Annotated in this window: 25 protein-coding genes; 16 read left to right on the top strand and 9 right to left on the bottom strand. The window is 66.0% G+C overall.

All coding sequences use genetic code 11. From position 1 onward, the window contains the following. Window positions 1-269: 269 nt before the first annotated feature. The 8 genes from ACYQOP_RS25320 to ACYQOP_RS25285 all read right to left on the bottom strand — a co-directional run bounded on the left by ACYQOP_RS25320 (window position 270) and on the right by ACYQOP_RS25285 (window position 6,811). Window positions 270-1,940 (bottom strand): methyl-accepting chemotaxis protein, encoded by a 1,671-nt coding sequence (locus tag ACYQOP_RS25320; RefSeq protein ID WP_461224852.1) that lies wholly within the window; start codon window positions 1,938-1,940, stop codon window positions 270-272. A gap of 87 nt (window positions 1,941-2,027) precedes the next feature. Beyond that, window positions 2,028-2,564 carry an ATP-dependent protease subunit HslV gene (gene hslV / locus ACYQOP_RS25315; protein ID WP_056429836.1) on the bottom strand — a complete coding sequence of 179 codons (537 nt, stop codon included), beginning with the start codon at window positions 2,562-2,564 and terminating at the stop codon, window positions 2,028-2,030. Between the two features lie 114 nt (window positions 2,565-2,678). Beyond that, on the bottom strand, window positions 2,679-3,074 hold the full coding sequence (locus tag ACYQOP_RS25310) for a GFA family protein (protein ID WP_207413589.1): 396 nt from the start codon (window positions 3,072-3,074) through the stop codon (window positions 2,679-2,681). 70 nt (window positions 3,075-3,144) lie between these two features. Continuing rightward, window positions 3,145-4,263: an ATP-dependent DNA helicase gene (locus ACYQOP_RS25305; RefSeq protein WP_056429842.1), complete on the bottom strand. Its 1,119-nt coding sequence runs from the start codon at window positions 4,261-4,263 to the stop codon at window positions 3,145-3,147. Continuing rightward, window positions 4,260-5,180, bottom strand: a complete 921-nt coding sequence (gene hemF / locus ACYQOP_RS25300; protein WP_461225474.1) for an oxygen-dependent coproporphyrinogen oxidase — start codon at window positions 5,178-5,180, stop codon at window positions 4,260-4,262. Before hemF ends, ACYQOP_RS25305 begins: the two co-directional genes overlap by 4 nt. A 54-nt stretch (window positions 5,181-5,234) precedes the next feature. After that, a complete protein-coding gene (locus ACYQOP_RS25295; RefSeq protein WP_018042308.1) occupies window positions 5,235-5,507 on the bottom strand; it encodes a YiaA/YiaB family inner membrane protein in 273 nt (90 codons plus the stop codon). Window positions 5,508-5,572: 65 nt separating this feature from the next. After that, window positions 5,573-6,256, bottom strand: coding sequence for a PspA/IM30 family protein (locus tag ACYQOP_RS25290; protein ID WP_461224850.1), 684 nt, complete (start codon window positions 6,254-6,256; stop codon window positions 5,573-5,575). 96 nt (window positions 6,257-6,352) lie between these two features. Further along, complete coding sequence (locus tag ACYQOP_RS25285; RefSeq protein ID WP_056430478.1) at window positions 6,353-6,811, bottom strand: tRNA (cytidine(34)-2'-O)-methyltransferase; 459 nt, start codon at window positions 6,809-6,811, stop codon at window positions 6,353-6,355. A 98-nt stretch (window positions 6,812-6,909) separates the two neighbouring features. On the opposite strand from ACYQOP_RS25285, the gene ACYQOP_RS25280 reads away from it, so the two are divergent. The 10 genes from ACYQOP_RS25280 (at window position 6,910) to hisA (ending at window position 17,002) form a co-directional block, all read left to right on the top strand. Continuing rightward, the gene (locus ACYQOP_RS25280) at window positions 6,910-8,778 is read left to right on the top strand and encodes an ABC transporter ATP-binding protein (RefSeq protein WP_461224848.1); all 1,869 of its coding nucleotides are present in this window, start codon (window positions 6,910-6,912) and stop codon (window positions 8,776-8,778) included. Continuing rightward, entirely contained in the window at window positions 8,775-10,187 is a 1,413-nt protein-coding gene (locus tag ACYQOP_RS25275) for an MATE family efflux transporter (RefSeq protein ID WP_461224846.1), read from the top strand. The genes ACYQOP_RS25280 and ACYQOP_RS25275 overlap by 4 nt, the downstream gene beginning before the upstream one ends. A 241-nt stretch (window positions 10,188-10,428) precedes the next feature. Beyond that, window positions 10,429-10,989, top strand: a complete 561-nt coding sequence (petA, locus tag ACYQOP_RS25270) for a ubiquinol-cytochrome c reductase iron-sulfur subunit (protein ID WP_056430481.1) — start codon at window positions 10,429-10,431, stop codon at window positions 10,987-10,989. A gap of 86 nt (window positions 10,990-11,075) precedes the next feature. Beyond that, on the top strand, window positions 11,076-12,359 hold the full coding sequence (locus ACYQOP_RS25265) for a cytochrome b (protein ID WP_056429863.1): 1,284 nt from the start codon (window positions 11,076-11,078) through the stop codon (window positions 12,357-12,359). Window positions 12,360-12,378: 19 nt separating this feature from the next. After that, window positions 12,379-13,278 (top strand): cytochrome c1, encoded by a 900-nt coding sequence (locus tag ACYQOP_RS25260; protein WP_056430485.1) that lies wholly within the window; start codon window positions 12,379-12,381, stop codon window positions 13,276-13,278. Window positions 13,279-13,389: 111 nt separating this feature from the next. Beyond that, the gene (locus tag ACYQOP_RS25255; RefSeq protein WP_461224843.1) at window positions 13,390-14,265 is read left to right on the top strand and encodes an S-methyl-5'-thioadenosine phosphorylase; all 876 of its coding nucleotides are present in this window, start codon (window positions 13,390-13,392) and stop codon (window positions 14,263-14,265) included. 192 nt (window positions 14,266-14,457) lie between these two features. Then, the gene (gene hisB, locus ACYQOP_RS25250; RefSeq protein ID WP_056429869.1) at window positions 14,458-15,045 is read left to right on the top strand and encodes an imidazoleglycerol-phosphate dehydratase HisB; all 588 of its coding nucleotides are present in this window, start codon (window positions 14,458-14,460) and stop codon (window positions 15,043-15,045) included. 33 nt (window positions 15,046-15,078) lie between these two features. Further along, a complete protein-coding gene (locus tag ACYQOP_RS25245; protein ID WP_461224841.1) occupies window positions 15,079-15,567 on the top strand; it encodes a DUF2628 domain-containing protein in 489 nt (162 codons plus the stop codon). Beyond that, window positions 15,567-16,226 carry an imidazole glycerol phosphate synthase subunit HisH gene (gene hisH / locus ACYQOP_RS25240; protein WP_461224839.1) on the top strand — a complete coding sequence of 220 codons (660 nt, stop codon included), beginning with the start codon at window positions 15,567-15,569 and terminating at the stop codon, window positions 16,224-16,226. Before ACYQOP_RS25245 ends, hisH begins: the two co-directional genes overlap by 1 nt. Window positions 16,227-16,267: 41 nt before the next feature. Next, complete coding sequence (gene hisA, locus ACYQOP_RS25235) at window positions 16,268-17,002, top strand: 1-(5-phosphoribosyl)-5-[(5-phosphoribosylamino)methylideneamino]imidazole-4-carboxamide isomerase (RefSeq protein WP_056430488.1); 735 nt, start codon at window positions 16,268-16,270, stop codon at window positions 17,000-17,002. A 141-nt stretch (window positions 17,003-17,143) separates the two neighbouring features. Here hisA and ACYQOP_RS25230 read toward each other — a convergent pair whose 3' ends face one another. Next, a complete protein-coding gene (locus ACYQOP_RS25230) occupies window positions 17,144-17,641 on the bottom strand; it encodes an outer membrane protein assembly factor BamE (RefSeq protein WP_207413602.1) in 498 nt (165 codons plus the stop codon). Between the two features lie 173 nt (window positions 17,642-17,814). Between ACYQOP_RS25230 and ACYQOP_RS25225 the strand changes: the two genes are divergently transcribed. From ACYQOP_RS25225 to ACYQOP_RS25200, 6 genes are all read left to right on the top strand, one after another. Continuing rightward, window positions 17,815-18,369: a ubiquinol-cytochrome C chaperone family protein gene (locus tag ACYQOP_RS25225; protein ID WP_461224837.1), complete on the top strand. Its 555-nt coding sequence runs from the start codon at window positions 17,815-17,817 to the stop codon at window positions 18,367-18,369. A gap of 1 nt (window position 18,370) precedes the next feature. Then, window positions 18,371-18,877, top strand: a complete 507-nt coding sequence (locus tag ACYQOP_RS25220) for a YceD family protein (protein ID WP_461224835.1) — start codon at window positions 18,371-18,373, stop codon at window positions 18,875-18,877. Window positions 18,878-19,115: 238 nt separating this feature from the next. Beyond that, on the top strand, window positions 19,116-20,150 hold the full coding sequence (gene plsX, locus ACYQOP_RS25215) for a phosphate acyltransferase PlsX (RefSeq protein WP_461224833.1): 1,035 nt from the start codon (window positions 19,116-19,118) through the stop codon (window positions 20,148-20,150). 27 nt (window positions 20,151-20,177) lie between these two features. Beyond that, window positions 20,178-21,155, top strand: coding sequence for a beta-ketoacyl-ACP synthase III (locus ACYQOP_RS25210; RefSeq protein WP_056429888.1), 978 nt, complete (start codon window positions 20,178-20,180; stop codon window positions 21,153-21,155). Between the two features lie 129 nt (window positions 21,156-21,284). Beyond that, window positions 21,285-21,605 carry an integration host factor subunit alpha gene (locus ACYQOP_RS25205; protein WP_056429891.1) on the top strand — a complete coding sequence of 107 codons (321 nt, stop codon included), beginning with the start codon at window positions 21,285-21,287 and terminating at the stop codon, window positions 21,603-21,605. 86 nt (window positions 21,606-21,691) lie between these two features. Next, a complete protein-coding gene (locus ACYQOP_RS25200) occupies window positions 21,692-22,183 on the top strand; it encodes a MerR family transcriptional regulator (RefSeq protein ID WP_056430493.1) in 492 nt (163 codons plus the stop codon). Window positions 22,184-22,200: the final 17 nt, after the last annotated feature.

Raw genomic sequence — 22,200 nt, 5'->3', positions numbered from 1 at the left:
CCGAGATGAGGGGAGGGCGCCGAGCCGATCCGTCAGCGAATGATACCTGACGCGGCCTGCAGCGGGCGAGCACCGGGACAGGCCAGCGATGAGACGAGACGCCGACTTGTCGGAAGAGCCAGCCCATTCATGCAGGAACGCCGCCGGCCCGGCCAGATGCGGCGAGCCTGCGGCGGGATCGTTGCGGTGGGTCAGGAGAAGCACGCGGTCTTGCACGACCCCGATCTAAGCGTCGGCACCCGCCCTTTCCAGATGGTCGGGCAAGACGGTCAGGCTGCTCGGATGCCGCCGACGAAATCCTCGACCTCGTTACCCAGGCTGTTGGATTGCTGCGTCAATTGCTCGGCGGCGGCCAGAACCTGGGACGCGCCGGCCCCGGTCTGAACGGCGGCCAGCTGCACGTCCGCGATCGTATCGGTGACGGCCTGGGTTCCGCGCGCGGCATCGTTGACGCTCCGGGCGATCTCCTGCGTGGCCACCTGCTGCTGCTCTACCGCCGCCGCGACACCCATCGCGATCGTATGGACGGTGCCGATGGTGCAGCCGATCTCCTCGATGGCGCCCACCGTGTCGCGGGTCGCCTCCTGGATCGTGGCGATCTGAACCGTGATCTCGTCCGTCGCCTTCGCGGTCTGGGCGGCGAGCCCTTTCACCTCGGCTGCGACCACGGCGAAGCCGCGACCGGCTTCACCGGCGCGCGCCGCCTCGATGGTGGCGTTCAGGGCGAGCAGATTGGTCTGGCTGGCGATGTTGGAGATCAAGGCGACCACGTCGCCGATGCGGGACGCACTGTCGGCGAGAACACGGACACGCTCCGAAGTTCGGCGTGCACTTTCCACTGCGCCGGCAGCGGCGGCGGATGTCTGGGAGACCTGCGCGCCGATCTCGTTGGCCGTCGCCGCGAGTTCCTCGGTCGCCGCCGCGACGGCCTGAACGTTCATGGCGGTCTCGTTGGCCGCATTCATCACGGCGGTGGATTGCCGGTTAGTCTGGTCGGCGGTGGCGGCCATGGTCCGGGCGGTGAGTTCCATCTCGGCGGCCGAGCCAGCCAGGGTGCCCACCATCTGGCCGACGCTTCCCTGGAAGCGATCCGCCAGGGCGCCCATCTCGGCATGGCGACGTTGGCCCGCGATACCGGCGGCCTCGTTCTGTTGGATCCGCAGCTCCGCTGCCTCTTTCATCGTTGCCGAGAAGACCCGCATGCTGGTCCAGATCTCGCCGATCTCGTCGCGTCGGGCCTTCGTCTCGGGAAGGGTGAGATCACCCTCGGAGAGGCGGCGGATCGCGGCGGAGACGCCGGCCAGGGGCCGGGCGATCCCCCGCGCTCCGACGAAGCCACCGATGAGAAGACTGCCCAGGGTTCCGCCGATCGCCAAGGCCAGGAGCAGGTTCAGGCGCTCGGCGTAGAGCGTGTCCGTCCAGCGGTCGATAGCCTCGACCTCGGCCGAGCTATGAGCCACGAGCGTCTCGATACTGTCCTGGAAAGCCTGACGGTTGGCGCGGTTGGCCTCGTTGAAGCCCTGTTCGGCGGCGGCCTTCGGCGAAACCTGCGTGCCGAGACGTGCGGTTTCCGTACGCAGAGTAGTGAAGCCGGCGGCTTCGGCGGTGATCTTCTCGAAGAGCGCCCGCTCGCTCGCTGGCACTTTCGGAGCCCATGCGGTCAGGAGAACGTTCATCGCCTCGAGGTTCTTCTTCAGCCGGGCCGCGTATTTCTCGGCATCCTGCGTATCCTTGGCCGCGTAGATGCCGCGCGACTCGACCACGACGCTGGTGACGAGCCGGTTCATGTTCGCGGCGTCGAGGGCCCGCTGGGAGGCGAGTTTCGCATCCGTGAGCGCAGTGTTGAAGGTCTGGAGCGACATGATGCTAATCGTGGCGACGACGAGCGTCACCATCGAGCAGAGACCGACGAAACCTAGAATTTTAGCTTTGATGCGCATCGCCGTCGGCCAGCTTTCCAAGAAAGACAGCCGATAGCGCTAGGGGAACATCCGCAAGTTTACGTTAATCGGAGCTGCAATCCGGCACTAAGATGCAGAAAACTCCAGCTGCTCGATGACGAGATTGCCGTTCGTGTAGACGCAGATTTCCGCCGCGATGCCGAGTGCTCGCCGGACGATCGCCTCTGCATCGTGCTCGCCATCTTCCAGGGCGCGGGCAGCGGCGAGGGCGTAATTTCCCCCCGATCCGATCGCCATGACGCCGCCTTCCGGCTCGAGCACGTCGCCCGCGCCCGACAGAAGCAGGCTCACATCCTTGTCCGCCACCAACATCATCGCTTCGAGACGACGCAGGTAGCGGTCGGTGCGCCAATCCTTCGTGAGTTCGACGCAGGCGCGGGTCAGTTGACCGGGATACTGATCGAGCTTGGCTTCGAGCCGCTCGAACAGGGTGAAAGCGTCGGCTGTCGCCCCGGCGAACCCGCCAATGACGGAGCCCTTGGCGAGGCGGCGCACCTTTCGGGCATTGCCCTTCACGATGGTCTGGCCGAGGCTGACCTGCCCGTCGCCGCCGATGACCACCTTGCCGCCCTTGCGGACCATCAGGATCGTGGTTGCGTGCATTTGCGGCGGGCCGCCGGATGCGGAATGGGACAAGGCTGACTCCGGTCTGGTTCTGACCGGTGTCAGGTAGTCTTTCAGAACGCGGACTCCAACCTCCGCCGGAGCGTTACCGCGCTATTCCGGGTAGCGTTGGAAGGCCGGCAGGGTCTCGAACCGAGCGAACCACGAGGCGGCCTCGGCGATCTGAATCCTGACCTGGGGCGGCAGCGCCTCGGGATCGTCCAGGGTCGCGGTATGGATGTCGATTTGGCCAGGAAAGACCGCCTCGTTACGGTAGAACAGCCCCGTGCCGCAGGTGCCGCAGAACTGCCGGATAACGCCGGGCGAGGATTCGTAATCGGTCGGGTGACCCGAGATCGTCACCCGCTCGGCCGGGAACAGGGCAAAGGCCACCACCGGAGCACCGGACGAGCGCCGGCAATCGGCGCAATGACACAGGGCGCTATGGCTCGGCTCGCCCTCGGCGCTGTAATGGATCGCTCCGCAGCGGCACCGTCCCGTCAAGACCATGCAAGTTCCCCCTTCGTTCTCGCCGTTGTCTCAGAGGACGATGACGCGGGCAAGACGGCATCGCCCTCGCTCACACAACCACGGTGATGGCGCGGGCGGCACGGGTCAGCCCGGTATAGAGCCAGCGGGCCCGGTGCTCGCGAAAGGCGAAGGATTCGTCGAAGAGCACGACATTGTCCCATTGCGAGCCCTGCGCCTTATGGACGGTGAGGGCGTAGCCGTAGGTGAACTCGTCGGTTTCACGCTTGAGGAAGGCCGGGATCTCCTCCTCCGAGCCCGACATCACCGCCCGCAGCACCTTGATGTCGATGGGCCGCCGCCTCAGGGCCGGGTCGTCGTCGGGCACGACATCGAGGCGGATCGTGTCGGCGCGTGGCGCGGCCCGGAGGGCATGAACCGTCCAGGTCGAGCCGTTGAGCAGGCCCTTGGTGCGGTCGTTGCGCAAGCAGACCAGTTTCTCGCCCACCGCCGGCATCGGATCGGTATGGCCCGCGAGCTCCCGCAGGCGGTTGTTGTAGAGCCGCCGCGTCTTGTTCATGCCGACGAGGACCTGGTCGCATTCGAGCACGCTCGACGGGTCGAGGGAGCGGCGCGAGACGACGCGGCTCTCGCCATACTCGCCAATGCTGAGCCGGCCGCCCTCACGGATCGTCATGGCCATACGCACGATCGGGTCGTCGGCGGCCTGCCGGTGGACGTCGGTCAACATCACGTCGGGCTCGGCCTCGGTGAAGAAGCCGCCGCCGCGCACAGGCGGCAATTGGGCGGGGTCGCCGAGAACCAGGACCGGCCTGTCGAAGGAGAGCAGGTCGTTGCCGAGATCCGAATCGACCATGGAGCACTCGTCGATGACGACGAGCTCCGCCTTCGAGACCGGGCCGGTGCGGTTGAGGGTGAAGGCCGGCCCTCCCTCCTCGGTCTCCTTGCTGCGATAGATCAGGCTGTGGATCGTCGCGGCGTCGTGGCAGCCCTTCGACCGCATCACCGAAGCCGCTTTTCCGGTGAAGGCGCCGAAGACGACATTGCCCTCGACATCGTCGGCGATCCGGCGCGCCAGGGTGGTCTTGCCGGTGCCGGCATAGCCGAACAGGCGGAACACCTGCGGACCGCCGGCCTTGCGCCACTCGGCGATGGCTTTGAGCGCCGCGTCCTGCTGGGGCGCGAACCGGGTCGGAAGGTCGTCGCTCACGGCCAGCGCACGGTGGGCGGCAGCGAGGACAGGATCGAGGCGACGTTGCCGCCCGTTTTCAGGCCGAAGATGGTGCCCCGGTCGTAGAGCAGGTTGAATTCCACGTAGCGCCCGCGCCGCACCTGCTGCTCCAATCGGTCTTCCTCCGTCCATGGCGTCAAGAGATTCGCGCGCACGATGGCCGGATAGGCATCGAGGAAGGCGAGGCCGACATCCTTCGTGAAGGCGAGATCGGCCTTCGGATCGCCGGTCCAGTGGTAGTCGTAGAAGATTCCGCCGATCCCGCGCGGCTCGTTGCGATGCTTGAGGAAGAAGTATTCCTCACACCACGCCTTGTAGCGGTCGTAATCCGCCGCCGGCGCATGGGCGTCGCAGGCCGCCTTCATCGCCGCGTGGAACCGCAGCGTATCCGGATCGTCCTGCGTCCGGCGCCGGTCGAGGACGGGGGTCAGGTCGGCCCCGCCGCCGAACCACGTCTTCGTCGTGGAGACGAAGCGGGTGTTCATGTGAACCGTCGGAACATGCGGGTTCCAGGGATGGACGATGAGCGAGATGCCCGTGGCGTAGAAGCGCGGGTCTTCCGATGCGCCCGGCATCTGCGCGCGAAATTCCGGCGCGAACTCGCCGAAGACCTGCGAGACGTGGACACCGGCCTTCTCGAACACGCGCCCATGCAGCATCGACATGGTGCCGCCGCCGCCGGGCGTGCCGCTATGGTCCGTGCGCTTCCAGGGGGTCTTCACGAAGCGTCCGGCCTCGGCCGGGGCATCGGGATGGAACGGCCCTACGGCCTCCGCCTCGATCGCTTCCAGCTCCGCCAGGATCCGGTCGCGCAGGCTCGCGAACCACGTGGTCACCTCGTCCTTGAGGAGCGCGAGTTCGGCCTCGGGGGGCGGTGGCGGAGTCGTGTCGGACATCGTCATGGGGGAGGGATGTCCCATCCCTCCCGCCCATCGTCAATCGAGGTCCGGTCAATCTTTACCCACCGACATCAGCAGACGCTCGGTCTTGGCGTCCTCGATCCGGTTGACCATGCGGCGACCCTCATGGACGTCGCGAATCGTCTTCGTGGCGGTGATGCAGGACTGGACCAGCATGATCGTGCCCATGGCGAGGTAGCCCTTGATCCAGATGTCCATGGGCATGAACAGGATGCCGAGGCCGACCATGGCCGCCGAGCCGATGAAGGAGGCGTAGGTGAAGGTGACCCAGGCGCCGGAATGCTGAGTGGTCTCGTTGTTCATGGTCATGGTCGTGGTCCTTATAAGGAGAGGATGAAGCGAAGCTTGGATGAAAGGCAGCAAGGGGTTCAGACCGTCGTGCGCGCCTCGGCCTTGCGCCGCAGGCGGTCGAGGACGGCGCCGCCGCTCGGGCGGGTGCTGGCGCCGAAGCCTTCGCGCTCGAGCCGTTCCGCGATGGAGAGGCCGGGCTCGGTCTCGGCGAGCGCCGCTTCCGTGTCGGCGGCCTCGGTCTGGAGGGCACGCAGCCGGTTCAGGGTCGCCTCCGCCTCCTTCAGCGTCGCCCGATCATTGGGGTTGGCCTGAACGCCGAGGCGTCGTGCCGCCTCCGCCGCGGCGGCGATGCGGCGTCCACGCTCCAGCTCGCTCTGACGACGGGTCGCGTCGGCGACGACGGAGCGGATGCGGGCGACTTCGCGGGCAAATCTCAGGCGCGCCTCACCGATGGCGTCCCGTTCGGCTTCGAGCTCGGCGATGGCCTCAGCCGCCTCAGACGCCAGTTCATCGCGTCCCGCCGTCAGCGCCGCCAAAGCGCGCCCTTCGAGATCGGCCGCGCGGGCTTCGACCTCGGCGAAACGCCGTTCTTCGGCCTTGTCACCCGCCATTGCGGCGGCGAGGGCGAGCCGGCTGCGCTCCAACGAGACCCGCGTCTCGCGGATCTGCTGGTCGAGGATGAGCAAGGCGTGGCGATCGATCACCGCTTCCTCGGCCTGGGCGGCTGCGCCGCGGGCGAGGAGCCGAAACAACTTGAGCATGGTGTGCCTCCGGCGTTTGAACGCTGTTCACACTCATGGTCTCGACGATATTTGAACGGCGTTCAAGTGCTGAACTGCACACCGTTCAAAATCATGTCACGCGCTCGACCCGATCTGTCTCAGCCCTTCGCCGAGGATCATCGCCGCCGCCACGGCGATGTTAAGCGAGCGCATGCCCTCGCGGATGGGAATGACGATCCGGGCATCGGCCACCTCGTGGACGGATGCGGGGACACCCGCAGATTCCCGTCCGAGCAGGATGCAGTCACCGGGGAGGAAGCCAAAGGCGGTGTAGGGAAGGGCGCCGGCGGTCGTGGCGAGGACGAGCCGTGTTCCGGTCTCTTCCCGCCACTGCGAGAAGGCGGCCCAGGAGCGATGCCTCGTGATCGCCACATGGTCGAGATAATCGAGTCCTGAGCGGCGCAGGTGCCGGTCGGACACATCGAATCCTGCCGGCTCGATGATGTCGACGGCGACGTCGAGGCACGCCGCCATCCGCAGGATCGTCCCCGTATTCTGGGGAATGTCGGGCTGGTAGAGAGCGAGACGGAGCATCGGACCGGGCGGCTGCATTGCGTCTGCGGCATCGCCTCGCGGTTGGCACGTCGTCAAGGCCCACTACCTCAGGCAAGTCTCCAACACCGGACCAGATTATGTTTCTCGATTGGCTCGAGCGCCGCATCGACCCGTTCGCGTCTTTCGAAGACGGGCGGATGCCGCCCAAGACGGTGACGGGCTTCGCGGCTTTCTATCTCAGGCCGATGCGGACCGCCTTGGTGATGCTGTTCCTCGTGGCGGTGGCCGCCGGGACGGTTGAGGCATCGCTCTACCTGCTCATGGGCTGGTTCATCGACCTCTTGAACAATGCCGACCGGGCCACGATCCTGCAGGACCACGGATGGAAGCTCGGCCTCGCGGCAATGCTGCTCCTCGTGGTTCGACCCTTCACGATCTGGCTGCACGAGGTGATGTCCAACCAGCTGCTCGTGCCGCAGGCGACCAACCAGGTCCGCTGGCGTACGCATCTCTATACGCTCGGCCACTCGCTCTCGTATTTCCAGGCCGATTTCGCCGGACGGCTTGCCAACCGGGTCGTGCAGGTCGGACCGGCCGTGCGCGAACTGGCCGTGGTCTTCATCGATACGCTTCTCTACGTGGCCATCTACGCGGTGACGGCAGTGGGGCTGTTCGGCTCCATCTCGTTATGGATGGCCCTGCCGGTCATCGTCTGGGTGGCGGCCTATTCGGTGCTGACCTGGTGGTTCGTGCCCCGTGCCCGAGCGCGCTCCCTCGTGACGGCCGACACGCGGTCGATTCTCATCGGGCGGATCGTCGACAGCTACACCAACATCCTCACCGTGAAGCTCTTCGCCCGCGACCGGGAAGAGCGCGCGGCCGTGCGCGACGCCATCGACGTCCACACCACGGCGCATCTACACCAGTTCCGGCTCGTGACGACCACGACGACGCTGCTCGGCATCCTCAACAGCGCGCTCATCGTCGCCACCGCCACTGCCTGTCTCCTGCTCTGGCGCAGCGGTGGAATGACCACCGGCGAGGCGGCGGCGGGTCTCGCCCTCGTCCTGCGGCTGATGGCGATGTCCGGTTGGGTCATGCAGACAGTGCGCGGCATCTTCGAGAATGTCGGCGTGATCCAGGAGAGCATGCAGACGATCTCGCGCCCGCACGGGATCGTGGATGTGCCGAACGCGCGGACGCTCATGGTCGACGGTGGCGATATTCGCTTTGACAGGGTCGGCTTCCGCTACGGCGACGGCACGCCGTCGGTCATCCAGGATTTCAGCCTCCATATCCGTCCGGGCGAGAAGGTCGGTCTCGTTGGCGTCAGCGGCGCGGGCAAGACCACCCTGACCGCGCTCTTGCTTCGGCTGCACGACATCCAGAACGGCCGGATCCTCATCGACGGTCAGGACATCGCGGGCGTCACGCAGGATTCCTTGCGCGAGGCGATCGCCATGGTCACCCAGGACACCTCGCTCCTGCACCGCTCGATCCGTGACAACATCGCCTATGGCAGGCCGGACGCGACGCTGGAGGAGATCCAGCGGGCGGCGCATCTCGCAGAGGCCGACGGGTTCATCGCCGGTCTCGTCGATAACAGGGGCCGGACAGGCTACGACGCCCAGGTCGGCGAGCGGGGCGTGAAGCTCTCCGGCGGCCAACGCCAGCGCATCGCCATCGCGCGCGTCATCCTGAAGAACGCGCCGATCCTGATCCTCGACGAAGCGACATCCGCCCTCGACAGCCAGGTCGAGGCGGCGATCCAGGACAGTCTCGACACCCTCATGCAGGGCAAGACGGTGCTCGCCATCGCGCACCGGCTTTCCACCATCGCTGCTCTCGACCGGCTGATCGTGATCGATGCCGGCCGCATCGTGGAGGAGGGGACCCATGCGGAGCTGATCCGCACCGGCGGGCTCTATGCGCGCCTATGGGAGCGCCAGTCCGGCGGCTTTCTCGGTGACGTATCGCCGACCGTCTACGAGGACGCGGCGGAATGATCGCCCTCAATGCTTCGGCTGGGGCAGCTGAGCGGCAGCGGCCCTCGCGCGGTCCGTGGCTCACCGAACTGCGGGCGACGCTGGTGCTCGCCGCGCCTCTGATCCTGACCAATCTCGCGCAGCACGGCCTGGTCACGGCCGATGTGGTTCTACTCGGGCGTCTCGGGGCGGAGCCGCTCGCCGCCGGGGCCCTGGCGACGAGCCTCTACTTCATCCTGTTCATCTGCGGAATCGGCCTCGCTTCGGCGGTCTCTCCCCTGATCGCGGGGGCGGTCGGCCAGGGCGATTCGGCCGAGCACGACGTGCGCCGTATCGTCGGCGCCGGGCTCTGGGCCGTCACTATCGCGATCGTCCCGGTGATGCTGGCGCTCTGGCACACCGAGTCGCTGTTGCTCGCCATGGGGCAGCAACCGAAGCTCGCGGAGGATGCCGGGCTCTACATGCGCGCCCTGCAATGGTCGATGTGGCCGGCACTCGCCTTCATGGCGTTGCGCGCCAGTCTGTCCGCCCTGGAACGACCGGGCTGGCCCCTCGCCATCAGCATCGCGGCGCTGCCGGTGAATGTTGGCCTGGCGATCTGGCTCGCCTTCGAGGGGCCGGGGCTGCTCGGCCTCGGCATGGTCGGTGTCGGCCTCGCCACGACGCTCGCCGCGTTTCTGTCTCTGGCCGCGCTCGTCGTGGTGATGTTACTTGCGCCCGGCCTGCGCCAGCGTCGGCTCTTTCTCGGGGTCTGGTGCCCTCATGCCGCGCGCCTCGCCACCATGTTCCGCCTCGGCCTGCCCATGGCGGCGACGGGTCTGGCCGAGGCGAGCCTGTTCGAGGCCGCCGTCCTCGGCATGGGCTTGTTCGGCACGGCCCCGCTGGCGGCCCATGCCGTGACGATCCAGATCGCCGCGATCTGCTTCATGGTGCCCAACGGTATCGGCCAAGCCGCGACGGTGAGGGTCGGACGGGCCTTCGGGGCAGGGGACCGCATGGCCATGCGCCGGGCGGGCGCCATCGCGATCCTCCTCGGCTTCGGCTTCATGAGCGCATGCGCGCTCGTCCAGGTGACGCTGCCGCGACCGCTCATCGGCCTCTTTCTAGACCTCGACGCGCCGGGAAATGTCGACGTCATCCCCTACGCCGTCACCTTCATCGGCTTTGCTGCGCTCTTCGCCATGGCGGACGGCATCCAATCGGTCGCTCTCGGCGCCCTGCGCGGCATGCAGGATACACGCGTGCCCATGGCCATCGCCCTGTTCGGATACTGGATCGTCGGAATCCCGTCCGGCATCCTCGCCGCCTGGGGCCTGGGCTTCGGCGGATCGGGGATCTGGATGGGGTTCTGCGCCGGTCTGGCGGTGGTCGCCGTGATGCTGGTGCGGCGCTGGCTATGGCTTAGCGGCAGCGTCATTTCGCGCTCGTGACGAATACTGTTTCCCGTCACGGGCCTACTCTGGACAGGTTCGCATCTGGCGTGCCAGAGAAACCTGCCTCAGAAGGCTCGTCTCGGGTGACGCCCGGTCGCATTGCACAGATTTGTGCAATCGTGTCTGCGTCTGCCCTACGCGCTTCTTTCGAGCGCCTCTAAATCTCGGCGAACGGAAGCGGCGCGCCCTCACTCTGCGGGTCGCCGAACCGGAGCCATCCTGTACCGGAGTGTCGATCTTGGCGAACACCCCTCCCTCATCAGGTCACGACGGGTCCCGCCGCGACTTCCTGTTCCTGGCGACTGGAGCCGGTCTCGCCGTGGGCGCCGGTGCCCTGGCCTGGCCCTTCGTGGCGTCCATGGCCCCGGATGCGGAGGTGATCGCCGCTGGTGCGCCCCTCGAGGTCGACCTGTCGCCGATCCAGGAAGGCCAGATCGTCAACGTGTTCTGGCGCGGCAAGCTGATCTTCGTGCGCAACCGTTCCGAGAAGGAGATCAAGGAATCGGAGGACACGAAGCTCAGCGAGCTCATGGATCCGCAGCCCGATTCCGCCCGCGTGAAGGAAGGCCACGCCAAGTGGCTCGTGGTCTACGGCAACTGCACCCATCTCGGCTGCGTGCCGATCGGTCACCAGGGCCAGTATGAAGGCTGGTCGTGCCCTTGCCACGGCTCGCTCTACGACACGTCCGGGCGCGTGCGCCGTGGACCGGCACCGACCAACCTGCCGATTCCGCCCTACGCATTCCTGAACGACACCAAGATCCGGATCGGCGAAGACGGCGGCAAGGCCGTCGCCTGACTTCGGCAGCATCGCTTACGAGCGATGAGGGGAGGGGTCCGGCAGCGACGGACCTGAGCGAAACAGACTTCGAAGCGGGTAACCTCATGAGCGGTCACGCCACCTACGTCCCCAAGAGTCGGATCGCCAAGTGGTTCGAATCGCGGCTGCCCATCGTCGGGCTGGTCCATTCGTCGTTCGTCTCGTTCCCCGTCCCGCGCAACCTGAACTATTTCTGGACCTTCGGCGCGATCCTGATCGCCATGCTGATGGCGCAGATCGTCACCGGCATCTGGCTGGCGATGCATTACGACCCCTCGGCCGGCAACGCCTTCAACTCCGTCGAGCACATCATGCGCGACGTGAATTACGGCTGGCTGCTGCGCTACATGCACGCCAACGGCGCCTCGATGTTTTTCGTGGCGGTCTACATCCACATTTTCCGCGCGCTCTATTACGGGTCGTACAAGGCCCCGCGCGAGGTGCTCTACATCCTGGGCGTGATCATCTACCTCCTGATGATGGCCACCGCCTTCCTCGGCTACACCCTGCCGTGGGGCCAGATGAGCTTCTGGGGCGCCACTGTCATCACCAACATCCTGGCCGCGATCCCGGTCGTGGGCGACACCATTCAGAGCCTGCTCTGGGGCGGCTATTCCGTCGGTAACCCGACGATCAATCGGTTCTTCTCGCTGCACTACCTGATGCCCTTCATGATCCTCGGCGTCGTGGTTCTTCACGTCTGGGCGCTTCATGTGACCGGCCAGAACAACCCGACCGGTATTCCGATCAAGACCGGCAAGGACGCGGTGCCGTTCACGCCCTACGCGACGATCAAGGACGTGTTCGCCACCGTCGTGTTCTTCGTCTTCTTCGCCTACTGGATCTTCTACCAGCCGAACTACCTTGGCCACGCGGACAACTACATTCCCGCCAACGCCTCGGTGACGCCGGCCCACATCGTGCCGGAATGGTACTTCCTGCCCTTCTACGCGATCCTTCGCGCGGTTCCGGACAAGCTCGGCGGCGTCATCCTGATGTTCAGCGCCGTGATCATCCTCGCCTTCGCGCCCTGGCTCGACACGTCCCGTGTCCGCTCGTCCAACTACCGTCCGATCTACCGCCAGTTCTTCTGGCTGTTCGTGGCGGTGTGCGTGGTGCTCGGCTGGCTCGGCGCCAAGCCGCCCGAGGGTGGCTACGTCCTCGCGTCGCGGATCTGCACCGCCTACTACTTCGCGCATTTCCTCATCGTGATGCCGCTGGTGGGGCTGTTCGAAACGCCGAAGGCGATGCCGGGATCGATCCTGGAAAGCGTGACCGGACCTCATCCGCAATATGGCGGTTCGGGCATGCCAGCCGGTGCGGCCGCCGCACCATCGTCGAAGGGTTGAGGTGCGGATCGTGAAAAGCATGAACACATCGCGCATCCTCGCCGTCACGCTCGTCGCGACCCTTCTCGGCTCTGCCTCGGTCAGCGCCGAGGACGGTCACTCCACGCCCAACCCGCCGCGGGAGAAGTGGAGCTTCGCCGGAATCTTCGGCAAGTTCGACGAGGCCCAGCTGCAGCGCGGCTTCCAGGTCTATCGTGAGGTCTGCTCGAACTGCCACAGCATGAGCCTCGTGAAGTTCCGCAACCTCGCCGAGAAGGGCGGGCCGGGTTTCACGGCCGGTCAGGTCAAGGCTCTGGCAGCCGAGTACAAGATCAAGGACGGCCCCAACGACGCGGGTGACATGTTCGAGCGGCCCGGCCGCCCGGCCGACGCCTTCCCGTCGCCCTTCCCGAACGATAAGGCGGCGGCGGCCGCCAATGGCGGCAAGGCCCCGCCCGATTTCTCGGTGCTGGCCAAGGCCCGCACCTACGAGCGCGGTTTCCCCTACTTCATCTTCGATGCGATGCCCTTCATCGGCTATTCGGAACAGGGCGTGGACTACATCCACGCGCTCCTGAACGGCTACGAGGACGCGCCGAAGGGAATGGATGTCCCGGCGGGCACGAACTACAACAAGTACTATCCCGGCCACCTCATCGCGATGGCGAAGCCCCTGAGCGACGGCCAGGTGACCTACGCCAAGGGTGCAGAGGGCAATCCCGTCGTTCCCGAAACGGTCGAGCAATATTCGCACGACGTGGCGGCGTTCATGTCCTGGGCGGCCGAGCCGCATATGGAAGCCCGCAAGGCCCTCGGCTTCCGTGTGATCCTGTTCCTGCTCATCCTGTCGGGCCTTCTCTACTACGTGAAGAAGAAGGTCTGGGCCGATGTGGGCGGCGAGGTCCACGGCCTGCAGCCGGAGCTTCACAAGACGAGCTGAGCCCCTTAAAGGCGGTTCACGACCGACGGGCTCGCTGTGGCGGGCCCGTTTTCGTTTCCACCCTGCGGGCACGCCCGGCGCGCCCTCGATGACGAACACAGGAGATTCGGCATGACCGCAGCAGTGCTCGGCGTGATAGGCGGATCCGGTGTCTACGATCTGCCCGGTCTCGAAGACATCCGTGAGGAAGCCATCGTCTCGCCCTGGGGCGAACCCTCCGATTCGCTGCGGATCGGTCGGATCGGCGCGACCAAGGTGGTCTTTCTCGCCCGTCACGGACGGGGCCATCGCCTCTCTCCCTCCGGCATCAATTACCGCGCCAATATCGATGTGATGAAACGCGCCGGCGTCACCGACATCGTCTCGGTCTCGGCCTGTGGCTCGTTCAAGAGCGAGCTTCATCCCGGCCTGTTCGTCCTCGTCGACCAGTTCGTCGACCGGACTCACGGCCGGGAATCGTCGTTCTTCGGCAATGGCTGCGTGGCGCATGTGCCCTTCGCCCATCCGGTAGGGCCGGCCCTTCAGGCGCGCATCGCGGCCGCCGCCGCGGCCGAGGAGCTGCCTGTCCATCGCGGCGGGACTTATGTCTGCATGGAAGGCCCACAATTCTCGTCCTTCGCCGAATCCCGGACCTACAAGGGCCTGGGCTACGACGTGATCGGCATGACCAACATGCCGGAGGCCAAGCTCGCCCGCGAGGCGGAGATCACCTTCGCCACCATCGCCATGGTGACGGATTTCGATTGCTGGCATCCGGGCCATGCCGATGTCGACGTCGCCTCGGTCGTCGCGGTCGCGCGCGCGAATGCCGACAAGGCGGCCCGGCTGATCTCGCGGATCGCCCGCGACTTCCCGGCCGAGCGCGAGGAATGCCCCGCGGGCTCCCACCGTGCCCTGGACGGCGCGATCATGACCGCACCGTCCCACCGCGATCCGGAGCTGCTGGCCAAGCTCGATGCCGTGGCGGGGCGCGTACTCGACGCCTGACCCGGCAGCATTCGACAGTAAGGCCTTTCCAGAGGAAGGCATTTGCCTCTAGAGCGTCGGTCCCGATAGCGATCCGGATCGACGGTCCGGAGTTCTCGTTCGGCATAGGCTCGTGGGCGATGTCCCCCATGTGCCGATGCTCTTGAAGGCGGCCCTGTCCGTGACGGTCAAACCATGAGCGAACCCTCAGCGATGCGCTCCGCAAGCATCAGCCGCCGGACGGCGGAGACCGACGTCAGCGTGTCCATCGGACTCGATGGAACCGGCAGATCGACGATCTCGACGGGAGTCGGCTTCTTCGACCACATGCTCGAACTCTTCGCCCGGCACGGGCTGTTCGACGTGGAGGCCAAGGTCACCGGCGATCTCCATGTGGACCACCACCACACCGTCGAGGATACCGGCATCGCCCTGGGGCAGGCCTTTGCGCGAGCTTTGGGCGACAAGCGTGGAATTGCGCGCTACGCCGATATCCACATGCCCATGGACGAGGCACTGACGCGGGTCGCCATCGACATTTCCGGACGGCCCTTCCTCGTGTTCCGCACCACGTTCAAGGTGGAGAAGATCGGGCAGTTCGACACCGAGCTGGTGCGTGAGTGGTTCCAGGCTTTCGCCATGAATGCAGGGATCACCCTGCATGTGGAGACTTTGTACGGCGACAACGCGCACCATATCGCGGAGAGCTGCTTCAAGGGCTTGGCCCGTGCCTTGCGGAAAGCGGTTGCGGTCGATCCGCGCGAAGACGGTCGGATTCCCTCGACGAAGGGTTCTCTGTAGGGCCTTCAGGGGCGGGAAGAGGCGGACAGACGCATGCGCACCTACACCATTCATCTGCCGTCGGATGCCGTCGCGGGCGAATCTCACGGTCTCGACCGGGCGGTCCTGGTCCCCGACGGGTTCTCGCTCCAGGCCTTCGTCTTCGGTCCGCTCTGGTTTTTCTTTCATCGACTCTGGCTGGCCGGTCTCGGTGTGCTGTCCCTCCTCGTGGCAGCCGGTTTCGCCGGCCGTTTCTTGGGGCTCGGCACCTTCGCGGGCTTCCTCATCACGATTCTCCTGCTCCTTCTAGTGGGGATGGAGGCATCCAGCCTGCGCCGGTGGACCTATGCCAGGCGCGGTCGTCCCGCCCGTGACGCCGTGGTCGCCCATTCCGCCGAAGAGGCCGAGATGAAGGCCGTGAACCGCTGGCTGACGGCTCCCCCCGTGGTCCGGCCGGGTCCGAGCGCCTATCCTGCCGCATCGGCGCGACCGGTCGATACGGCCATCGGCATGTTCCCCTTCGCCGAGCCGCGTCGTTCGTGATGTCCGAGACCGTCGCCATCATCGATTACGGATCGGGCAACCTGCATTCGGCCGCCAAGGCGTTCGAGCGCGCCGCCCGGGAAGTGGGACTGAGCACGACCCGCATCGTCGTCACCAGCGATCCCGACGTGGTGTCGTCCGCAGACCGCGTCGTGCTGCCCGGCGTCGGCGCCTATGCCGATTGCCGCAAGGGCCTCGATTCCGTCTCGGGCATGGTCGAGGCGATGACGCATGCCGCCCACGAACGCGGCCGCCCATTTCTCGGGATCTGCGTCGGCATGCAGCTCCTCGCCAGCCGGGGCCTCGAATACGAGGTCACGCCGGGGCTCGGCTGGATCGCCGGCGATGTCAGCCCGATCCGCCCGTCCGACCCCGACCTGAAGGTTCCCCATATGGGTTGGAACACCCTTCGGCTCGAGCGTCCGCATGCGCTTCTCGATGGCATCGCCACGGGCGAGAACGGGTTGCACGCCTATTTCGTCCATAGCTACGCCCTCGATCCGGTCGACCGGCGCGATGTCGTGGCCGACAGCGAGTATGGCGGTCCGGTCACCGCCCTCGTGGCGCGCGACAACGTCGCCGGAACCCAGTTCCACCCCGAGAAGAGCCAGCATCTCGGTCTGGCGCTGATCGCGAACTTCCTGCGTTGGCGTCCGTAGACGCCCTACCGCTCATCGACATTCAGAAAGCGACATCCACCGTGATCCTGTTTCCGGCGATCGATCTGAAGGAAGGGCGTTGCGTTCGCCTCGTCCAGGGTGACATGGCGCAGGCCATCGTCTTCAGCGACGATCCGGCCGCGCAGGCGAGCGTGTTCGAGGAGCAGGGCTTCTCCTGGCTTCACGTCGTCGACCTCGACGGGGCCTTCGCGGGCGCGCCGATGAATGCGTCGGCGGTGGACGCCATCCTCGCCCGCACCAACCTTCCGGTTCAGCTCGGCGGCGGCATCCGCGAGATGCGTACGGTGGAAGCCTGGATCGAGAAGGGCGTCAGCCGGGTCATCATCGGCACGGCCGCCGTACGCGACCCGGCCTTCGTACGCGAAGCGGCCCGCCTGTATCCGGGCAAGATCGCCGTCGGCGTCGATGCCAAGGACGGTCGCGTGGCGGTGGAAGGCTGGGCGAAGACCTCAAGCACCACGGCCGAGGAATTGGGGCGCCGGTTCGAGGATGCGGGCGTTGCCGCCATCATCTACACCGACATCGCCCGCGACGGCATTCTCAAGGGCCTGAACATCGAGATGACCCTCGCCCTCGCGCAGGCCGTGACGATCCCCGTTATCGCGTCTGGCGGCCTGGCCTCGATCGACGACGTCCATCGCCTGCTCGAACCCGATTGCGCCATGCTCGCCGGGGCGATCACCGGACGTGCGCTCTATGACGGCCGCATCGATCCGCGCGAAGCGCTCGCCGCCATCGCCCGGAAGGCGGCGTAACACCCGGCCTTGGTGAGCGCCCCCATGGGGCGGGCTCGCCGGGACTTCGTATAGGACGTCACCGCTCCACGGTGACAATCGACGCGAAAAAGCCGCGCGCCCCATGGGCGCGCGGCTTTTTCGTTACCCTAGGGAGTGGAGTTACAGGCCGTTCTTGGCCCCGGGCACGATGCTGGCGCCCGAGCCGCTACCGAAGGGCTCGTAGCGGGTGAGGCCGCGGAACAGCTGGCCGAGGAAGGCACGATCGGCGCCGCTCGTGGGCGTGGTGCGCTCGATGAAGTCGAACACCTTGCCGTCCTGGAGGCCGTAGAGGGCGATGCGCTCCACTTTGAAGCCGGCGTTGAAATAGACGGTGGTGACCTTCTGGTCCTCCACCTGTTCTCCGAGGAACAGCACCGTGCGGCGCGAGTTCTGGGTGATGTAGTACCAAGTCTTGTTGCCGACGGTGGATACCGTGGAGGGCGTACCGAGGATCTGGAGCACCTGCTCCGCGCTCATGCCAGGCTTCACCGTGGCGAGAGCGGCTTGATCGATCTGGTATCCGTGCCGGAGATCCTCACCGATGCAGCCGGAGATTCCCACACCGATAAGGCCAATGACGGCGAGACGGCTGATCGACGAGACGAAACGGCGCGACATCAGCCACCCTTGATCCGTTGAGACAACACGACGTTTGAACGTCATAGCTCGGTGCAGATCTCCACCTGGACGTTCCGGTGGAGCTTGCGCCCTGGCTGTCGGTTGCCGTACCGCGAGGTTATGGTTTTGACAAGGCAAGCTCGGCCACACCCCTCGCGCCTCCGGTGGACGGCATGATTTCGCGATTCTTCAAGCGAAGCTCGGCGCGCGCCAGCGTCGTCGAGGCGTTGCATCTGCGGATCAACGAAGCCTCGCGGGCGCCGGGGCTCTATACCCATCTCGGAGTCCCCGACACCGTGGAGGGCCGTTTCGAATGCCTGACGCTCCACGTCATCATGGTTCTGCGACGAATGAACCAATTGCCGGCTCCCGCGGCGGACATCGCCCAGGATCTGGTCAACGCGGTCTTCCTCCAGCTCGATTCCTCGCTGCGCGAACTCGGTGTCGGCGATTTCGGCGTGCCCAAGCGCATGAAGAAACTGGGTGCGGCCTTCTACGGTCGCGCGGCGGGTTACGACGGCGCCCTGGATGCGAGGGACGAGGACGGCCTCAAGGCTGCCCTGGCCCGCAACGTCATCGGCACCGAGACACCGGAGGCGGGTGCCGGCCTCGCGCGCTACGTGCTGATAAGCGTCGATCTTCTCGATGCGCGCGACCTCGACCGGATCGTCTCGCACGGGCCGGGCTTTCCCTCCCCGCTCACCCTCAGCCAATCAGGAGACATCTGACATGACGGCAAAGTCGACGGCCGGGCCATTGTCGCGGCCATTCCGGGTCGACCGCCTGCCCAGGGACAGGGCAGGGATCGTCATCGATGCGACCCCCGAGGAAGAAGCGGCGCTGGCGGCGGATTTCCGGATTCCGGCCATCCGCGATCTCGTGGGCCGGCTACACTGGAGCGGAACGTCCTCCCGCCTCGTCATCACCGGCACGGTCTCGGCCTTCGTCACGCAGGTCTGCACAATCAGCCTCGAACCGTTCGAGGCGGAAATCTCCGAACCGGTCGAGATCGTGTTCAGTGACCACGAGCCGGAAAAGGACGCCGGAGACGAGGAGGCCGATATCCCGGACCCGATCGTCAACGGTACGATCGACCTCGGACAGGTCACCGCCGAATTCCTGGCGCTCGGCCTCGATCCGTATCCGCGTAAGCCCGGCATCGACTTCGAGCCCGTCACCGACGCGACGGAATCGCCGCTAGCTATCCTCAAGACGTTGAAGCGCGACGAGGCCTGACGCTCGGCCCGAGCGACGGATTTTCAGGGTTCCGGCGCCGAAGTCGCGATACGGATTCCGGAAAAGCTGAGATTTCGTTTGCCCGCCGGGCTCGAACCGCTATTTTCCGCCGCGCCGAGGAGGGGCCCGCCCATGCGGGTCCATGCCTCTCGACCATCCCTTCTCGCCGAAGGGCGTCTCATCGACCCTTTTGCAAGAGGGGTCTGTCCGTCCTGAAAGAGGCCTCCGGCCGAACCACATGTCTCAAAGAGTGTGCATCTCGCTCGACGCCATGGGCGGCGATCACGGTCCTACGACCGTGGTCCCCGGCGCCGCCATCGCGCGCGAGCGCCATCCCGAGATGACGTTCCTGATGTTTGGGGACGAGGCCATCCTCGCCCCGATGGTGGCGGCCGAACCGCGCCTGAAGGGCGCCGTAGAGATCCGCCATACCACCGTGGCGATCTCCATGGACGAGAAGCCGAGCCAAGCCGTGCGTTCGGGCCGAGGCAAGTCCTCGATGTGGCGCGCGATTCAGGCCGTGAAGGACGGGGAGGCCGATGCGGCCGTCTCCGCCGGCAACACCGGTGCGCTCATGGCGATGTCGAAAATCTGCCTGAAGACCTTGGCCGGTATCGAGCGCCCTGCCATCGCGTGCCTCTGGCCGACCGTGCGCGGCGAGAGCGTCGTCCTCGATGTGGGGGCGACGATTGGCACAGACGCGGAGCATCTCGTGGAGATGGCCCTGATGGGTGCCGCCATGGCCAGGATCGTGTTCGATCTCGATAAGCCGACCGTGGGCCTGCTCAATGTCGGGACCGAGGAGATGAAGGGCAACGAGGCGGTGAAGGAAGCCGCCCGGCGCCTGCGCGAAAGCGATCTGCCGAACCTGAACTATCACGGCTTCGTGGAGGGCAACGACCTCGGCAAGGGCACCGTGGACGTGGTGGTCACCGAAGGCTTCACCGGCAATATCGCGCTGAAGACCGCGGAGGGCACAGCCAAGCAGATCGGCAGCTACCTGCGCGCGGCCATGAGCCGGACCCTCTCGGCCAAGATCGGATACTTTTTCGCCCGGCAGGCTTTCAAGGCACTCCGCGACAAGATGAACCCGAGCCGGGCAAACGGTGGCGTCTTCCTCGGTCTGGAGGGTATCGTCATCAAGAGCCACGGCTCGGAAGATGCCCATGGTTTCGCAGCCGCCGTCGATCTTGCGCACGATATGGCGCGTCACGACCTGATGCGGACCATTCGCGACATGCTCGAACTCACGCCCATGGCCGCCTCCGCATGAGGTGGTCGATGCCGGATCGGATCTGACATGGCGGTTATACGCTCCGTAGTGGCGGGAACGGGCTCGGCCCTTCCCGCACGCCTGGTGACGAACGACGAGTTGACGAAGACCGTCGACACTTCCGACGAATGGATCGTCCAGCGCACGGGCATCCGTCAGCGCTACTTGGCCGATGCCGGTGAGACCACATCGACCCTGGGCATCAAGGCCGCCGCCGCTGCCCTGGAAGATGCCGGGCTCGGTCCGGAGGATATCGACCTCGTCATTTGCGCCACGTCCACGCCGGACCATACCTTTCCGTCCGTGGCGACCCAGATCCAGGCGGGGCTGGGGATACGGTCGGGTTTCGCCTTCGACCTCCAGGCAGTCTGCGCCGGGTTCGTCTACGGCGTCGCCACCGCCGACAAGTTCATTGCCTCCGGGAGCGTGAAACGCGCGCTCGTGGTCGGCGCCGAGACTTTTTCGCGAATCCTCGATTGGGAAGACCGCACGACCTGCGTGCTGTTCGGCGATGGAGCAGGGGCGATCGTGCTCGAAGCCCAGGACGGCGAAGGGACGAGTGACGATCGTGGCGTACTCACCAGCCACCTGCGGTCCGATGGACGGCACCGGGAGAAGCTCTACGTCGATGGCGGCCCCGGCTCCACCGGCACGACCGGCCACCTGCGGATGGAAGGCAAGGAGGTCTTCCGCTTCGCGGTAGGCTCGGTGACGGATGTCATCGCCGACGCGTTCGCCGCAACGGGGACGAGCGCGGACGACCTGACATGGTTCGTGCCGCATCAAGCCAACCGGCGCATCATCGAAGCCTCCGCCGACAAGCTCGGCATCGACCGGAGCAAGGTCGTCCTCACTGTCGACCAGCACGGCAACACCTCGGCGGCCTCCATCCCGCTCGCCCTCGATGCGGCCCGTAAGGACGGTCGGATCAAGCGCCGCGATCTCGTGATGATCGAAGCCATCGGCGGTGGTTTCACCTGGGGCGCCTCACTCATCCGCTGGTAGGGCGCGCCACGCTTCCATGGCATGGCCAAGCTTTGGATCGGACGCGCGGTTGACCGCGGGGCAAACGAAGATTAGCGTGTCCGATCATAGAGATACGTTAGAAAATACGATTCGTTTGGGGAATGACGCATGGCAGGGAAGACGGTCACACGCGCCGATCTGAGCGAGGCCGTCTATCAGCAGGTCGGCCTGTCGCGGACGGAATCCGCGGCTCTCGTCGAGACCGTGTTGTCGGAGATCTGCAGCTGCCTCGCATCCGGTGAAACGGTGAAGCTGTCCTCGTTCGGTTCCTTCGTCGTTCGCGGCAAGGGCCGGCGCGTCGGCCGCAACCCCAAGACCGGCGTCGAGGTCGCCATCGAGCCGCGCCAGGTGATGGTGTTCAAACCTTCCAACGTGCTCAAGGCCCGGATCAACGGCGTGAACGGCGTCGCGGAACAGGACGACGATTGAGGTCCATCATGCCGCTGGCAGCCAAGGTTCCGACCGATCCGACTTCCGGCAGGGACGGCTCCTTCGAGGTGAGCATCCCCGGCCTGATGGATCACCGCGACACCGTGGAGAAGCGCCCCGGCGCCTTCCGCACCATCAGCGAAGTCGCCGACGATATCGACGTCCCGCAGCACGTCCTTCGGTTCTGGGAAACCAAGTTCACCCAGGTCAGGCCGGTCAAGCGTGCCGGCGGTCGGCGCTACTATCGGCCCGAAGACGTCGACCTGATCAAGGGCATCCGCCGCCTGCTTCACGACCAGGGCTACACGATCCGTGGTGCCCAGCGTGTCCTGAAGGAGAATGGCATCCGCTTCGTGCAATCGGTCGGCCGAGGCGAAGCGGAGGTGGCGGCGCCGAGCCAGCGCGATCTGGACGCCGGAGATTCTGAGGCAGAGGACGAGGCGGTCAGCCATCTCGCCGGCGACGAGCGCCAGAGCCTCGATCGACAGGCTCTGAGGGCAGTGCTGGACGACCTTTACGCGTGCCGGGATGCTCTACGGCATCTCCGCGACCCGTCGGATCCTTCGGCTCACTCCTGAGACGTCCATCGGGGTCG

The sequence above is a fragment of the Methylobacterium sp. CM6247 genome (genome assembly GCF_054817925.1).
Note: the sequence above shows the minus strand (reverse complement) of the source record. Positions and strands in the feature narration are given on the sequence as shown.

Excerpts from the sequence above, each read along its gene's own strand:
- ACYQOP_RS25230 (WP_207413602.1), bottom strand. The coding sequence starts at position 17,641 with ATGTCGCGCCGTTTCGTCTCGTCGATCAGCCGTCTCGCCGTCATTGGC.
- ACYQOP_RS25310 (WP_207413589.1), bottom strand. The coding sequence starts at position 3,074 with ATGGTCTTGACGGGACGGTGCCGCTGCGGAGCGATCCATTACAGCGCC.
- ACYQOP_RS25225 (WP_461224837.1), top strand. The coding sequence starts at position 17,815 with ATGATTTCGCGATTCTTCAAGCGAAGCTCGGCGCGCGCCAGCGTCGTC.
- ACYQOP_RS25275 (WP_461224846.1), top strand. The coding sequence starts at position 8,775 with ATGATCGCCCTCAATGCTTCGGCTGGGGCAGCTGAGCGGCAGCGGCCC.
- ACYQOP_RS25280 (WP_461224848.1), top strand. The coding sequence starts at position 6,910 with ATGTTTCTCGATTGGCTCGAGCGCCGCATCGACCCGTTCGCGTCTTTC.
- ACYQOP_RS25245 (WP_461224841.1), top strand. The coding sequence starts at position 15,079 with ATGCGCACCTACACCATTCATCTGCCGTCGGATGCCGTCGCGGGCGAA.
- ACYQOP_RS25320 (WP_461224852.1), bottom strand. The coding sequence starts at position 1,940 with ATGCGCATCAAAGCTAAAATTCTAGGTTTCGTCGGTCTCTGCTCGATG.
- ACYQOP_RS25290 (WP_461224850.1), bottom strand. The coding sequence starts at position 6,256 with ATGCTCAAGTTGTTTCGGCTCCTCGCCCGCGGCGCAGCCGCCCAGGCC.
- ACYQOP_RS25205 (WP_056429891.1), top strand. The coding sequence starts at position 21,285 with ATGGCAGGGAAGACGGTCACACGCGCCGATCTGAGCGAGGCCGTCTAT.
- hisB (WP_056429869.1), top strand. The coding sequence starts at position 14,458 with ATGCGCTCCGCAAGCATCAGCCGCCGGACGGCGGAGACCGACGTCAGC.
- ACYQOP_RS25260 (WP_056430485.1), top strand. The coding sequence starts at position 12,379 with ATGAACACATCGCGCATCCTCGCCGTCACGCTCGTCGCGACCCTTCTC.
- ACYQOP_RS25210 (WP_056429888.1), top strand. The coding sequence starts at position 20,178 with ATGGCGGTTATACGCTCCGTAGTGGCGGGAACGGGCTCGGCCCTTCCC.
- ACYQOP_RS25200 (WP_056430493.1), top strand. The coding sequence starts at position 21,692 with ATGGATCACCGCGACACCGTGGAGAAGCGCCCCGGCGCCTTCCGCACC.
- hemF (WP_461225474.1), bottom strand. The coding sequence starts at position 5,180 with ATGTCCGACACGACTCCGCCACCGCCCCCCGAGGCCGAACTCGCGCTC.
- ACYQOP_RS25265 (WP_056429863.1), top strand. The coding sequence starts at position 11,076 with ATGAGCGGTCACGCCACCTACGTCCCCAAGAGTCGGATCGCCAAGTGG.
- ACYQOP_RS25220 (WP_461224835.1), top strand. The coding sequence starts at position 18,371 with ATGACGGCAAAGTCGACGGCCGGGCCATTGTCGCGGCCATTCCGGGTC.
- ACYQOP_RS25295 (WP_018042308.1), bottom strand. The coding sequence starts at position 5,507 with ATGAACAACGAGACCACTCAGCATTCCGGCGCCTGGGTCACCTTCACC.
- hisH (WP_461224839.1), top strand. The coding sequence starts at position 15,567 with ATGTCCGAGACCGTCGCCATCATCGATTACGGATCGGGCAACCTGCAT.
- plsX (WP_461224833.1), top strand. The coding sequence starts at position 19,116 with ATGTCTCAAAGAGTGTGCATCTCGCTCGACGCCATGGGCGGCGATCAC.
- hslV (WP_056429836.1), bottom strand. The coding sequence starts at position 2,564 with ATGCACGCAACCACGATCCTGATGGTCCGCAAGGGCGGCAAGGTGGTC.
- ACYQOP_RS25255 (WP_461224843.1), top strand. The coding sequence starts at position 13,390 with ATGACCGCAGCAGTGCTCGGCGTGATAGGCGGATCCGGTGTCTACGAT.
- ACYQOP_RS25285 (WP_056430478.1), bottom strand. The coding sequence starts at position 6,811 with ATGCTCCGTCTCGCTCTCTACCAGCCCGACATTCCCCAGAATACGGGG.